The sequence below is a fragment of the Enterobacter sp. PL_is514 genome, from assembly GCF_055816715.1.
On record NZ_JBVPGN010000034.1, the window covers coordinates 249,101 to 261,579 of the forward strand.

Consider the following 12,479-nt stretch of genomic DNA (forward strand, 5'->3'; position numbering starts at 1 on the left):
CATCCCGGGAATTAACCCGTTGAATGCCGACATCGATCGTTTTTATATTTCCCGGCGTAAGCGTGCTTACGCCGGGACTGAGTGGTAATTAGAACGTGGTGGGGGTGTGGGCACTGATAATGCGGCAGATGCCTGCCGAGGTGTTGCTGAAGCTGTGCGGTATGCCGGTATTGATGGCATAGCTCTGCCCCGCAACCAGGTGATAAGGCTGGCCATTAATGGTCAACACTATTTCACCTTCCAGTATCGTACCGATCTCCTCACCCTGGTGTTTGATCCTCTCTCCGGTCGTGGTTCCAGGCTGGTAAGTTTCAAAAATCATCGCCAGCGTACGGTTCGGATTTCCGTTATGAACCAGCTTCATCGAAACCCCCTGACTGCCTATTTCGATAAGGTCTTCCTGATTAATAACCACCTGCGGTTCATCAGGTTTTTCCGGTTCCGAAAAGAATTCCGAGAGCGACAGCCCATAGACTTTCAGTAGCTTTTGCAGCGTACTGATGGCAGGACTGACTTTATCCTGCTCAATGGTGCTGATGGCACTGTGTGTTAACCCAGACAGTTCGGCGGCACGCCGCTGCGAGAGACCCAGCTGCTGGCGGATCTCTGACAGACGTTTCCCTGGCGCCAGTCCGTCATCGCTCATAGTTGCATTTCCTTTACGATAGTGGTCAAAGCCGTTGCTTCTCGGCAACGTGGCTTTGACAGGCGGTGATAAAACCTTCAAACAACATGCGTGACAGGGCGTACTCGCTGCTGTTCCATTCGGGGTGCCATTGCACGCCGAGGGCAAAAGGGTGGTCATGAACGCTAACCGCTTCGACCAGTCCGTCCGTCGAGCGGGCCTCCACGCGGAGCCGTGGTCCTAACGTTCGTGCGCCTTGCCCGTGTAACGAGTTTACCCAAAATTTGTTACAGCCTGGTATTATTTGAGACAGCAGTCCTCCTTCCTGAACCTGAACTTCATGAGAAGGGGCGTATTGTAGCTCAACCGGCAGTTCAGGATCTTCCCGATGCTCGAGCAGGTCGTTCTGCTCGAACAGGCGGCGATACAGCGTTCCTCCCGTCGCAACAACCAGTTCCTGCAGCCCCCGGCAGATGGCGAAAATGGGGATGCGCCTTTCGAGCGCGGCGGCAATCAGCGCCATACTCAGAAGATCTCGCCCGGGATCGGCGTTAGGCTCATCGCCGTTTTCACCATAAAGGTGCGGCTGCACGTTACTTGGGCTGCCCGGCAGGTAAATCCCGTCCAGGGTTGGCAGCAGAGCGTTCATTAGCTCTGGCTCTGCCAGCGCATGCGGTAAGGCAATAGGTAAGCCCCCTGCGTTAATAACGGCATTCAGGTACTTTTCTTGCAGGGTTTGGGTCTCATGACCCTTAAGCCTGTTTCTGCACATCACCACGCCAATAACTGGCTTGTTCATTATATTTTCCATGATCGCCCTCACAAAGTGGACTAAATTTAGGCCATTCTCACCTCTGAAACGGCCTTTTCGTTCAATATTTTCTCAATCTAGCAACGGGATCTGCCTTTTGCAAACTTAATTTAACATTTGACAAACAATTTGTTTGCATACAGATTCGATAGGGTGGACATTATATTTGACAGTCCTGAGCAGCGAACGCAAAACCCAAAAACGGTGGTAAATCATGGAAACCAATATCGTAGAAGTTGAGAACTTTGTGCAGCACACGGATGAGAGGCGGGGCAGCGCCTTTACGCAGGAAGTGAAGCGCTATTTAGAAAAGTATCCTGACACCCAGTTTATTGACGTCCTCCTGACTGACCTGAACGGCTGTTTTCGCGGCAAACGCATCCCGGTTGCCGGACTGAGCAAACTTGAAAAAGGCTGCTATTTCCCGGCATCGGTTTTCGCCATGGACATTTTGGGTAACGTCGTGGAAGAGGCGGGACTGGGGCAGGAGCTCGGCGAGCCGGACTGTATCTGCGTGCCGGTACCGGGCACCCTGACACCGTCCGCCGCCGACCCGGAATACATTGGTCAGGTGCAGCTCACCATGGTCGATGAAGATGGCGCTCCCTTTGACGTTGAGCCGCGGAACGTACTCAACCGACTCTGGCAGCAGCTGCGCCAGCGCGGTCTGTTCCCCGTGGTAGCGGTAGAGCTGGAGTTCTATTTACTTGACCGTAAACGCGATGCCGACGGCTATCTGCAGCCACCCTGCGCGCCGGGCACCGACGTGCGTAACACGCAGAGTCAGGTCTACTCGGTTGATAACCTGAACCACTTTGCTGACGTGCTGAATGACATTGACGAGCTGGCGCAGCTGCAGCTGATCCCCGCCGACGGGGCAGTGGCAGAGGCCTCCCCGGGCCAGTTTGAGATTAACCTGCACCATACGGAAAACGTGCTCGATGCCTGCGACGATGCGCTGGCGCTAAAACGTCTCGTCAGGCAGATGGCGGAAAAACATAAGATGCACGCCACGTTTATGGCAAAGCCGTATGAAGAGCATGCGGGCAGCGGGATGCATATCCACATCAGCATGCAAAACAACCGAGGCGAAAACGTGCTCGCTGACGCCAGCGGCGATGATTCCGCGCTGCTGAAACGCGCGCTGGCCGGGATGATCGATCTGATGCCGGCGTCCATGGCGCTGCTGGCACCGAACGTCAACTCCTACCGCCGTTTCCAGCCGGGAATGTACGTGCCGACGCAGGCGTCATGGGGACACAATAATCGCACGGTTGCCCTGCGTATCCCCTGCGGCGATCGCCATAACCATCGGGTCGAGTACCGGGTGGCGGGAGCAGACGCGAATCCATATCTGGTGATGGCGGCGATTTTTGCCGGCATTCTACATGGGCTGGATAACGATTTACCCCTGCAGGAAGAAGTGGAAGGCAATGGTCTGGAGCAGGACGGACTGCCGTTCCCGATCCGTCAGAGCGATGCGCTGTGGGAATTTATGCAAAACGATCATCTTCGCGAGCGGCTGGGCGAGCGTTTCTGCCACGTCTATCACGCCTGCAAAAATGATGAATTGCTGCAGTTTGAACGCCTGATTACCGAAACTGAAATTGAGTGGATGCTGAAAAACGCCTGATAACGTGCCCCGGTAAGGGGCCGCTTTGTTTTATCGCATACGTATCACCCAACGGCCTGCGCGGAGCCTGGCCTAACTGTTCGCTGGCACGCCAGCTATCTCCCGGGAGTCGCGTTATGGAGCGCAGGCGGCAGGGATTTTCTTAACGACACTGTGTGACGAGGTAGGAAATGATGCAGATGTTCAACTATCCGCAGGGCGAAGGGGGCCAGTCAGGCGCCTGCTGTGAGTGCGAGAAAGAGACGGTGCGCTGGTACGATCGCGTGTGTTCTTTACAACTTCCCCCTTTGCTAAGCAGGTTTGCGTTAAGGACAGCGCGATTGCAAACCACGGTAAGCATGGGGGGGACGGTTTATGGCGACTAACACCTCTCTTGACTCGCCGCGTGTGGCCGGAAGAACCCGGCTGCGCAGTTCCCTCAAGCTCTGGCAGGTGGTCATGATGGGGCTGGCTTATCTCACCCCCATGACCGTGTTTGATACCTTCGGCATTGTGTCCGGTATCAGCAACGGCCACGTGCCCGCCTCGTATCTCCTGGCGCTGGCTGGCGTCATGTTTACCGCCATCAGCTACGGCAAACTGGTACGGCAGTTCCCGGAAGCGGGCTCTGCGTACACCTACACGCAGAAATCGATCGGCCCCCACTTAGGCTTTATGGTCGGCTGGTCATCGCTGCTGGACTATCTCTTCCTGCCGATGATTAACGTGCTGCTGGCGAAGATCTACCTTTCCGCGTTGTTCCCTGAAGTCCCGCCGTGGGTCTGGGTGGTGGGGTTTGTGACGATCCTGACGCTGGCGAACCTGAAGAGTGTGAATCTGGTCGCCAACTTTAACACCCTGTTTGTGCTGGTGCAGGTCGCCATCATGGTGGTGTTTGTCATTCTCGTGGTGCATGGCCTGCACAAGGGGGAGGGCGTCGGCACCGTCTGGTCGCTCCAGCCGTTTATCAGCGAGAACGCGCACCTGATCCCGATTATTACCGGCGCGACTATCGTCTGCTTCTCTTTCCTCGGCTTTGACGCGGTCACCACGCTGTCGGAAGAGACGCCAAACGCGGCGCGGGTGATCCCCAAAGCCATTTTCCTCACCGCTTTGTATGGCGGGCTGATATTCATTGTTGCCTCGTTTTTCATGCAACTCTTTTTCCCGACGATCGCCCGCTTCAAGAACCCGGACGCCGCGCTGCCGGAAATTGCGCTATACGTTGGCGGCAAGCTCTTCCAGTCGGTGTTTCTGTGTACCACGTTTGTGAATACGCTCGCTTCAGGCCTGGCCTCGCACGCCAGCGTCTCACGCTTACTGTATGTGATGGGGCGTGACAACGTCTTTCCGGAGCGCGTGTTTGGCTACGTGCATCCGAAATGGCGTACGCCGGCCCTGAACGTCATTATGGTTGGGATAGTGGCGCTGTCGGCTCTGTACTTTGATCTCGTGACCGCGACGGCGCTGATCAACTTCGGCGCGCTGGTGGCGTTTACGTTTGTTAATCTCTCGGTGTACAACCATTTCTGGCGGCGTAAGGGGCTGAACAAAACGTGGAAAGATCGGTTCCACTATCTCCTGCTGCCGCTCATTGGTGCCGTAACGGTCGGCGTGCTGTGGATAAACCTCGAAGCGACGTCCCTGACGCTTGGCCTCATCTGGGCGGCACTGGGGATCCTTTACCTGACATGGCTAACGCGCCGTTTCCGAAAACCGCCTCCGCAGTTTGAAGCCGGTAAAATAGAGCAGGCCTGGGATTCCTGAACGTGAAAAGGCACCAGTACGCTGGTGCCGTTTTTCGGGAAACGGACATCCGCCCGCAAGCATATTATCTCAGACGTTTATGAAGACTTCCCCCCACCAGCAGCGCCGCGCACAGCATCAGCGCGATAAACCCGCCCACGCCGTTCCAGCCGTAGTTATGCCAGAACACGCCGCCGAGCGTCCCGGCGATGCTGGACCCCAGGTAATAGCTAAACAGATAAAGAGACGATGCCTGACCTTTGGCGCGACGCGCGCGCGGGCCAATCCAGCTGCTGGCGACCGAGTGGGCGGCGAAGAACCCCGCGGAGAAGAGCAGCATGCCGGCAAAAATCAGCCACAGGGAGGAGAAGAGCGTCAGCAGCAGGCCGACCAGCATCACCGCCGTGAAGAACAGCATGACCGGGCCGCGTCCATAGCGTGCGGTCATCGCCCCGGCCTTCGGTGAACTCCACGTACCGGTCAAATAAGCAACCGAGAGTAAACCGACAATCGCCTGGCTCAGATGCCATGGCGAGAGCATCAGGCGGTAGCCAATATAGTTGAACAGCGTGACGAAGGAGCCCATCAGCAGGAAGCCGACCAGAAACAGGCGCGGAAGCCCTTTGTCACGCCAGTGCAGGCGGAAGTTGATAAACAGCGTTTTCGGGCGCAAAGAGGTCGGGCGGAAATGGCGCGATTCCGGCAGAATTTTCCAGAACATCAGGGCTGATGCCAGCGCAAAACACCCGATGACCGCCAGCGCAATACGCCAGTCAAAGAAGTCCGTAAAGACCCCGCTCAGCAGGCGTCCGCTCATTCCGCCAATCGAGTTCCCGCTAATGTAAAGCCCCATAGAGAAGGCAACAAAGCTTGGGTGAATCTCCTCGCTGAGATAGGTCATCCCGACCGCCGCCACGCCGCTGAGCGACAGCCCAATCAGCGCGCGCATCACCAGAATACCGTGCCAGCTGGTCATCATGGTCGAGAGTAACGTGCAGACCGAGGCCAGCATCAGCGCGGTCACCATCACCTGTTTACGGCCAATGGCGTCGGACAGCGGCCCGGTAAAGAGCAGGCCAATCGCCAGCATGCCGGTAGAAATAGAGAGTGAAACGCTGCTGCTGGCAGGCGATACGCCAAATTCATGCGAGAGGACGGGCAGGATCGGCTGAACGCAATAGAGCAGGGCGAAGGTGGCCAGACCGGCGGAAAAGAGCGCCAGCGTGACGCGCATAAATTGGGGGGTACCACGTTTAATGAACTGGACCGGCTGCGATGCTGCAGGTAAATCATTGATATCTCTTGCCGGATCGATATCAATAGTAGTTGTACGACTCACACAGTTTCCTTGCTTAAACATCCCCGTGATTTCTGGTGACGGGTATGACCACCTCTTCAGGGTAGGAAAATGTAAATATTCTGTCTAATATATTAATAATCTCAAATGATACTTTAAAAATATGAATATCGAGCTGCGTCACCTCCGCTACTTTGTCGCCGTCGCCGAAGAGTTGCATTTTGGCCGCGCGGCGGCACGGCTGAATATCTCTCAGCCCCCGTTAAGCCAGCAGATTCAGATCCTGGAGCAGCAGGTTGGGGCGCGCCTTCTGGCCCGTACCAACCGCAGCGTGAGCCTGACGGCGGCGGGCAAGCAGTTCCTGAACGACAGCCGACAAATTCTGAGCATGGTCGAGGACGCCGCCTCCCGGGCAGAACGGCTCTATCTCGGGGAAGCCGGAGAGCTGCGGATCGGGTTTACCTCGTCGGCACCGTTTATCAGCGCCGTCTCGGAGACCCTTTCGTCATTCCGCCGCCATTTCCCGGATGTTCATATTCAGACGCGCGAGATCAATACCCGCGAGCAGATTGCGCCGCTGAATGAAGGTTCCCTGGATCTGGGACTGATGCGTAACACCCAACTGCCGGATACGCTCGCGTGGGAGGTGATCCTGCGCGAGCCGCTGATGGCCATGATCCCACACGATCACCCGCTGGCGTTGCGTCCGGCGGTTTCGCTGGCAGAGCTGGCAAAAGAGCCGTTTGTCTTTTTTGACCCGCAGGTCGGAACGGGTCTGTATGACGATATCCTGGGGCTGATGCGCCGCTACGATCTTGCCCCGGTCATCACCCAGGAAGTCGGGGAAGCGATGACCATTATCGGTCTGGTTGCCGCCGGGCTGGGCGTGTCTATTCTTCCGGCCTCCTTTAAACGGGTCCAGTTGCGCGAAATGCGCTGGGTGACCATTGCCGAAGAGGATGCCGTTTCCGAAATGTGGCTGGTCTGGTCAAAACACCGCGAGCAGAGCCACGCCGCACAGCGCTTCAAACAGCAGTTAATTAGCGCCTCTGCCGGGCGGCATTTTCAGGGAAAAGGGGGCAAAAATGTGCGGTAAATCACATGGCTAAGTAAATATTTGACGGCAGCCATGCAAGTGCTTCACCATAGCAAACAGTTTATTTCGAAGCTCGAAAATAAGGGAGTACGAGGTGGTTGCTGATAGTCAGCCAGGGCATATCGATCAGATTAAGCAGACCAACGCTGGCGCGGTGTATCGCCTGATTGATCAGCTTGGTCCGGTTTCGCGTATCGATCTTTCGCGCCTGGCACAACTGGCACCAGCCAGTATCACCAAGATTGTCCGCGAGATGCTGGAAGCGCACCTGGTTCAGGAGACGGAAATTCAGGAGCCGGGCAGCCGTGGCCGTCCGGCAGTCGGGCTGGTGGTTGAGACGGAAGCATGGCACTACCTGTCACTGCGCATCAGCCGCGGCGAGATCTTCCTTGCGCTGCGCGATTTGAGCAGCAAGCTGGTGGTAGAGGACCGCCTTGAACTGCCGCTCAACGCGGAGGAACCGCTCCTCGACGCGATTGTCTCGCACATCGATCGCTTCTTTATTCGCCATCAGCAGCGGCTTGAACGCTTAACGGCGATTGCCATCACCATGCCGGGCATTATTGATACCGAAAATGGTATTGTTCACCGCATGCCGTTTTACGACGATGTCAAAGAGATGCCGCTGGGCGAAGTGCTGAAAAACCATACCGGCGTACCGGTCTATATTCAGCATGACATCAGCGCCTGGACGATGGCGGAGGCGCTGTTCGGCGCGTCCCGCGGCGCGCGGGATGTGATTCAGGTGGTCATCGACCATAACGTCGGGGCGGGGGTGATTACCGACGGACGTCTTCTCCACGCCGGAAGCAGCAGCCTGGTGGAAATTGGCCACACCCAGGTCGACCCGTACGGTAAGCGCTGCTACTGCGGGAACCACGGCTGTCTGGAGACCATTGCCAGCGTGGAAAGCGTGCTGGAGCTGGCGCAGGTCAGGCTCAGCCAGTCCATGAGCTCCTCGCTGCACGGACAACCCCTTACGGTGGATTCTCTCTGCGCCGCCGCGCGCCAGGGGGATCTGCTGGCGAAGGACATTATTACCGGGGTGGGAAATAACGTTGGCCGCATTCTGGCGATAATGGTGAACCTCTTCAACCCGCAAAAAATCCTCATTGGCTCACCGCTCAGCCAGGCGGCGGAGATCCTCTTCCCGGCGATTACGGCCTGTATTCAGCAGCAGTCGCTTCCCGCCTACAGCCGGAACATTGCGGTAGAAAGCACCCAGTTTTCCAACCAGGGTACGATGGCTGGCGCGGCGCTGGTCAAAGATGCCATGTATAACGGCTCGCTGTTGATCCGCCTGTTACAGGGTTAACTCTTTTCCGCAGATGTAAGAAAAATTGCGCTATCTCAAGCCGGGTAGCGCATGCATCCCGTAGACTTCCTCCACTGAATTATTTACCTGGTTTATATTTTCGAAGCATACCCAAGAGGTGGAGTGAGTCATGCTTAAGCGTTTCTTTGTTACTGGTACAGATACCTCTGTCGGCAAGACCGTCGTATCCCGCGCATTGCTGCAGGCGCTGGCAGCAAGCGGTAAACGCGTGGCAGGGTACAAACCGGTCGCAAAAGGGAGTAAAGAGACGCCAGAGGGATTGCGCAATAAAGACGCCCTGGTGCTGCAAAGCGTCTCGTCACTGGAGTTGCCCTATCACGCGGTCAATCCCATTGCGTTAAGCGAAGAGGAGAGCAGCGTAGCGCACAGCGGCCTGATTAATTATCCCCTGTTGTCCGACGGCCTGGCGAACCTGAGCGAGAAGGTTGATCACGTCGTGGTTGAAGGGACGGGCGGCTGGCGCAGCCTGATGAATGATTTGCGCCCGCTGTCTGAATGGGTTGTGCAGGAGCAGCTTCCGGTGGTGATGGTGGTGGGTATCCAGGAAGGGTGTATCAACCACGCGCTGCTGACGGCGCAGGCGATTGCCAATGACGGCCTGCCGCTGGTTGGCTGGGTAGCAAACCGCATCAACCCGGGCCTGGCGCACTACGCGGAGATCATCGACGTGCTGAGCACCAAACTGCCCGGACCGCTGGTGGGCGAGCTGCCTTATCTGCCACGCGCCGAGCAGCGCGAGCTAGCGCAGTACATCGATCTCTCTGCCCTCGGTGGCGTGTTGACCGTAGACAGAGTCGTGGCGTAACGTCCGCGACAATACGGACGCCAGCACGCAGGCGACCAGCAGGCCGGGCAGTAAAAAATACTGTCCGGTCATTTCACAGACCATCAGCGCCGACATAATGGGCGCGTGCGTGGTTGCGGCAAGTAGGGTTGCCATTCCTGCCAGCCCCAGCAAAATCGCCGTTTCAGAACCCGGCAGCCACAGCGCGAACAGCTGCGCGAACAGCATCCCCGTTGCCATACCGACAAACAGCGTGGGCGTAAACACCCCGCCCGGCGCGCCCGATCCGCTGCTCGCCAGTACCGCCAGCAATTTGCAGATAAACACCCCGGCAATCACCGACAGCAGCGGCGGCGCGAGCAGAAAAGCCTGAACCACGCTGTAGCCATTCCCCCACACCTTCGGCGTCAGAAGAGACAGCAGCCCGACGATCGCACCGCCCAGCGCTAATTGCCACGGCGGCGAAAGCTTGAGGCGCAGGAAAAGACCGTGGCTGAACGCCATCAGCCACATCAGCAGCGGCCCGCAGAGACCCGCCACCAGCCCCATCGCGACCAGCAGGGCATAATCGGCCGCGGTGAGGATGCCGCTCAGATGGACCGCGTAGAGCGTGCCGGTACCCGGCGCCAGAAGCTGCGTGGTGAGAAGCGCCACCACCGCCGCGATAACCACGGGCCCGAGCGAGGCCAGCATCAGGGTGCCAAACAGAATCTCAGCGATGAACAGGCTTCCGGCTAAGGGAGCATGGTAGGCGCTGGCCATCCCGGCGGCGGCACCGCAGGCTATCCATAATTTCCACTCGGATTTGGGCGTAAAGCGCCGGGCGAAAAGGGAGGCGGCGAGGGCGGCAAGCAGGATCATCGCCCCTTCACGCCCGATGGCGCTTCCGCTGGCAACGACCAGCAGCGAGGCGAGGGATTTAACCAGGCTGGCACCGTAGTCAAACTGGCCGTCACCGGTCTCCAGCGCTTCCATGTAGTCGGTGGGGGCATGAGGCCGCTGCGCAGTCAGACGCTGCCATCCCCACAGCAGCAGCCCGGCCGCCAGACCACCCAGCGCTGGCGTCAGCGCGCGCCGCCAGGGTGAGAGCGAGGCGGCGGCATTCACCAGGCTGCCGCTGTCGTTGCTGAGAAGCAGCCACTCCAGCAGGTACATGCTGTGGCGGAATACCGCAACGGCCAGCGCGGCCAGCACGCCGGTAACGGTGGCAATCAGCAGTCGGCGAAACATCGCGCGGATGTCGGGGTACGTATGAAGACGTTGCATGAGTCGCGAGTCAACGGGAAAGATACAATATTGTGGCGGCAAATCGTGGGGTTAGCAAAAGGTATGCGTGCGGAAAAGCCGGGCAATGCCCGGCCTGAAAGGTTAACTGTCGCTATGAATATTCAGCGCCCGGCGCGTACGCCCTGAACTCAGGTACTCGGCAATATAGTCCTGAGAAATCTCGCCGTTGTAGCGCCCGTCCTCATCCACGATCGGCATCCAGCTGGTGTTGCTCTCATACAGGCGTGACAGCACCACGCGTAGGTTGTCTTCCGCTTTACCGGTCATGCGGAACGGATGCAGGATGTCGGCGCAGGTCCCGCTGGCGTTTCGCGCTTCGCGACGCTTCACAAAGCCCAGCGGTTTGCCGTGCTCGTCGACCACCGTAATGGCACGAATGTCATTATCATCCATGGTCGCAAAGGCTTCAGGGAGCGGCGTAGAACCCCGCACCGTAATGGTCGGCTGCTGGTCGGTGACGTCGCCCGCCGATACCAGCAGCAGACGCTTCAGGGTGCGGTCCTGACCGACAAACGAGCCGACAAACTCGTTCGCCGGTTTCGCCAGCAGTTCATCCGGGCTGGCGCACTGCACGATTTTCCCCTGACGGAATACCGCGATACGGTCGCCGAGCTTGAGGGCTTCGTCGATATCGTGGCTCACCAGCATGACGGTTTTTTTCAGCTTGCGCTGCATCTCCAGGAACTGGTTCTGGATCACCTCGCGGTTGATCGGGTCCACCGCGCCGAAGGGTTCATCCATCAGCAGTACCGGAGGATCCGCCGCCAGGGCGCGGATCACGCCGATACGCTGCTGCTGGCCGCCGGACATCTCGCGCGGGTAGCGGTTGAGGAATTTATGCGGATCCAGCGCCACCATATCCATCAGCTCTTCGGCGCGGATTTTACAGCGCGCTTTATCCCAGCCCAGCATGCGCGGCACGACGGTAATGTTCTCTTCGATGGTCATGTTCGGGAACAGGCCAATCTGCTGGATCACGTAGCCGATGTTGCGGCGCAGGGTGACGGTGTCCATCCCACTGGTGTCTTCGCCGTTAATCAGGATCGTCCCGCTGCTTGGGGTAATGAGGCGGTTAATCATCTTCAGGGTGGTGGTCTTCCCGCAGCCGGACGGGCCGAGCAGGACGCACATTTCCCCTTCGGGCACGTTCAGGTTGACGTTGTCCACGGCCTTAAAGGTCTGGCCGTGCTTCTGTGAAAATTGTTTGGTGAGGTTTTCCAGTTTTATCATTATCGAATCCCCTTTGGAGTCAGAACCACCTGCAGACGGTGCAGCAGCCAGTCGAGCACAATCGCTAAAAGACAAATCATCAGCGCGCCCGCAATCAACATGCGAATATCGCTTCCGCCGATGCCGTTGAGCAGCAGCAGGCCCAGACCGCCCGCGCCGATCACCGCGGCAATCGCCATCACGCCGATGTTCATCACCACGGCGGTGCGGATCCCGCCGAAAATCACCGGCAGCGCCATCGGGATTTCGACCCAGCGCAGGCGCTGCCAGAAGGTCATGCCGATACCGCGTCCGGCTTCACGCAGGCCGGGCGGCAGGCTGTCGAGCGCCGTATGGGTGTTACGCACAATCGGCAGCAGCGAGTAGAGAAATACCGCCGTGATCGCGGGCAGGGCACCAATTCCCTGACCGATCAGCGAAAACAGCGGGATCATCAGGCCAAACAGGGCGATAGACGGAATGGTCAGCACGATGGTGGCTATCCCCAGCACCGGCGTTGCCAGCCACCTGTGGCGGACAATCAGAATGCCCAGCGGTACGCCGATGATGATGGCTAAGCCTACGGCCAGCGCCACCAGCCACAGATGCTGCAGCGTCAGGGTTAACAGGTAATCCCAGTTGTCCAGAATGTAGTGAATCGTCTCCATAGCGCCTC

General features: G+C 58.0%; 11 protein-coding genes. 5 read left to right on the forward strand and 6 right to left on the reverse strand.

Annotated features, from left to right (window positions below; all coding sequences use genetic code 11):
* Positions 1 to 88 precede the first annotated feature (88 nt).
* Together puuR and puuD are read right to left on the reverse strand one after the other, a co-directional pair.
* The gene (gene puuR, locus AC0TNG_RS16825) at positions 89 to 646 is read right to left on the reverse strand and encodes an HTH-type transcriptional regulator PuuR (RefSeq protein ID WP_013096835.1); all 558 of its coding nucleotides are present in this window, start codon (positions 644 to 646) and stop codon (positions 89 to 91) included.
* 25 nt (positions 647 to 671) lie between these two features.
* The gene (puuD, locus tag AC0TNG_RS16830) at positions 672 to 1,436 is read right to left on the reverse strand and encodes a gamma-glutamyl-gamma-aminobutyrate hydrolase (protein ID WP_248272138.1); all 765 of its coding nucleotides are present in this window, start codon (positions 1,434 to 1,436) and stop codon (positions 672 to 674) included.
* Positions 1,437 to 1,650: 214 nt separating this feature from the next.
* Between puuD and AC0TNG_RS16835 the strand changes: the two genes are divergently transcribed.
* Together AC0TNG_RS16835 and AC0TNG_RS16840 are read left to right on the forward strand one after the other, a co-directional pair.
* The gene (locus tag AC0TNG_RS16835) at positions 1,651 to 3,069 is read left to right on the forward strand and encodes a glutamine synthetase family protein (RefSeq protein WP_473712786.1); all 1,419 of its coding nucleotides are present in this window, start codon (positions 1,651 to 1,653) and stop codon (positions 3,067 to 3,069) included.
* A 354-nt stretch (positions 3,070 to 3,423) separates the two neighbouring features.
* A complete protein-coding gene (locus tag AC0TNG_RS16840; protein ID WP_024909134.1) occupies positions 3,424 to 4,815 on the forward strand; it encodes an APC family permease in 1,392 nt (463 codons plus the stop codon).
* A gap of 64 nt (positions 4,816 to 4,879) precedes the next feature.
* Here AC0TNG_RS16840 and AC0TNG_RS16845 read toward each other — a convergent pair whose 3' ends face one another.
* Positions 4,880 to 6,133 carry an MFS transporter gene (locus AC0TNG_RS16845; protein WP_248272137.1) on the reverse strand — a complete coding sequence of 418 codons (1,254 nt, stop codon included), beginning with the start codon at positions 6,131 to 6,133 and terminating at the stop codon, positions 4,880 to 4,882.
* A 121-nt stretch (positions 6,134 to 6,254) separates the two neighbouring features.
* Between AC0TNG_RS16845 and AC0TNG_RS16850 the strand changes: the two genes are divergently transcribed.
* The 3 genes from AC0TNG_RS16850 (at position 6,255) to bioD (ending at position 9,328) form a co-directional block, all read left to right on the forward strand.
* Positions 6,255 to 7,187 carry a LysR family transcriptional regulator gene (locus AC0TNG_RS16850; protein ID WP_473712787.1) on the forward strand — a complete coding sequence of 311 codons (933 nt, stop codon included), beginning with the start codon at positions 6,255 to 6,257 and terminating at the stop codon, positions 7,185 to 7,187.
* 94 nt (positions 7,188 to 7,281) lie between these two features.
* Positions 7,282 to 8,502, forward strand: coding sequence for a sugar metabolism global transcriptional regulator Mlc (mlc, locus tag AC0TNG_RS16855; RefSeq protein WP_024909131.1), 1,221 nt, complete (start codon positions 7,282 to 7,284; stop codon positions 8,500 to 8,502).
* Between the two features lie 130 nt (positions 8,503 to 8,632).
* Positions 8,633 to 9,328 (forward strand): dethiobiotin synthase, encoded by a 696-nt coding sequence (bioD, locus tag AC0TNG_RS16860; protein WP_024909130.1) that lies wholly within the window; start codon positions 8,633 to 8,635, stop codon positions 9,326 to 9,328.
* On the opposite strand, the gene clcB is transcribed toward bioD, so the two are convergent.
* The 3 genes from clcB to osmW form a co-directional block, all read right to left on the reverse strand.
* The gene (gene clcB, locus AC0TNG_RS16865; RefSeq protein ID WP_157189054.1) at positions 9,263 to 10,573 is read right to left on the reverse strand and encodes a voltage-gated ClC-type chloride channel ClcB; all 1,311 of its coding nucleotides are present in this window, start codon (positions 10,571 to 10,573) and stop codon (positions 9,263 to 9,265) included. The genes bioD and clcB overlap by 66 nt on opposite strands.
* Positions 10,574 to 10,675: 102 nt before the next feature.
* Entirely contained in the window at positions 10,676 to 11,824 is a 1,149-nt protein-coding gene (osmV, locus tag AC0TNG_RS16870) for an osmoprotectant ABC transporter ATP-binding protein OsmV (RefSeq protein ID WP_473712788.1), read from the reverse strand.
* Positions 11,824 to 12,471 carry an osmoprotectant ABC transporter permease OsmW gene (gene osmW / locus AC0TNG_RS16875; protein WP_023311514.1) on the reverse strand — a complete coding sequence of 216 codons (648 nt, stop codon included), beginning with the start codon at positions 12,469 to 12,471 and terminating at the stop codon, positions 11,824 to 11,826. The genes osmV and osmW overlap by 1 nt, the downstream gene beginning before the upstream one ends.
* Positions 12,472 to 12,479: the final 8 nt, after the last annotated feature.

What these genes read in the sequence shown, in the direction of transcription:
- puuR (WP_013096835.1), bottom strand. Translation starts at nt 646, where the DNA reads ATGAGCGATGACGGACTGGCGCCAGGGAAACGTCTGTCAGAGATCCGC.
- puuD (WP_248272138.1), bottom strand. Translation starts at nt 1,436, where the DNA reads ATGGAAAATATAATGAACAAGCCAGTTATTGGCGTGGTGATGTGCAGA.
- AC0TNG_RS16835 (WP_473712786.1), top strand. Translation starts at nt 1,651, where the DNA reads ATGGAAACCAATATCGTAGAAGTTGAGAACTTTGTGCAGCACACGGAT.
- AC0TNG_RS16840 (WP_024909134.1), top strand. Translation starts at nt 3,424, where the DNA reads ATGGCGACTAACACCTCTCTTGACTCGCCGCGTGTGGCCGGAAGAACC.
- AC0TNG_RS16850 (WP_473712787.1), top strand. Translation starts at nt 6,255, where the DNA reads ATGAATATCGAGCTGCGTCACCTCCGCTACTTTGTCGCCGTCGCCGAA.
- bioD (WP_024909130.1), top strand. Translation starts at nt 8,633, where the DNA reads ATGCTTAAGCGTTTCTTTGTTACTGGTACAGATACCTCTGTCGGCAAG.
- clcB (WP_157189054.1), bottom strand. Translation starts at nt 10,573, where the DNA reads ATGCAACGTCTTCATACGTACCCCGACATCCGCGCGATGTTTCGCCGA.
- osmV (WP_473712788.1), bottom strand. Translation starts at nt 11,824, where the DNA reads ATGATAAAACTGGAAAACCTCACCAAACAATTTTCACAGAAGCACGGC.
- osmW (WP_023311514.1), bottom strand. Translation starts at nt 12,471, where the DNA reads ATGGAGACGATTCACTACATTCTGGACAACTGGGATTACCTGTTAACC.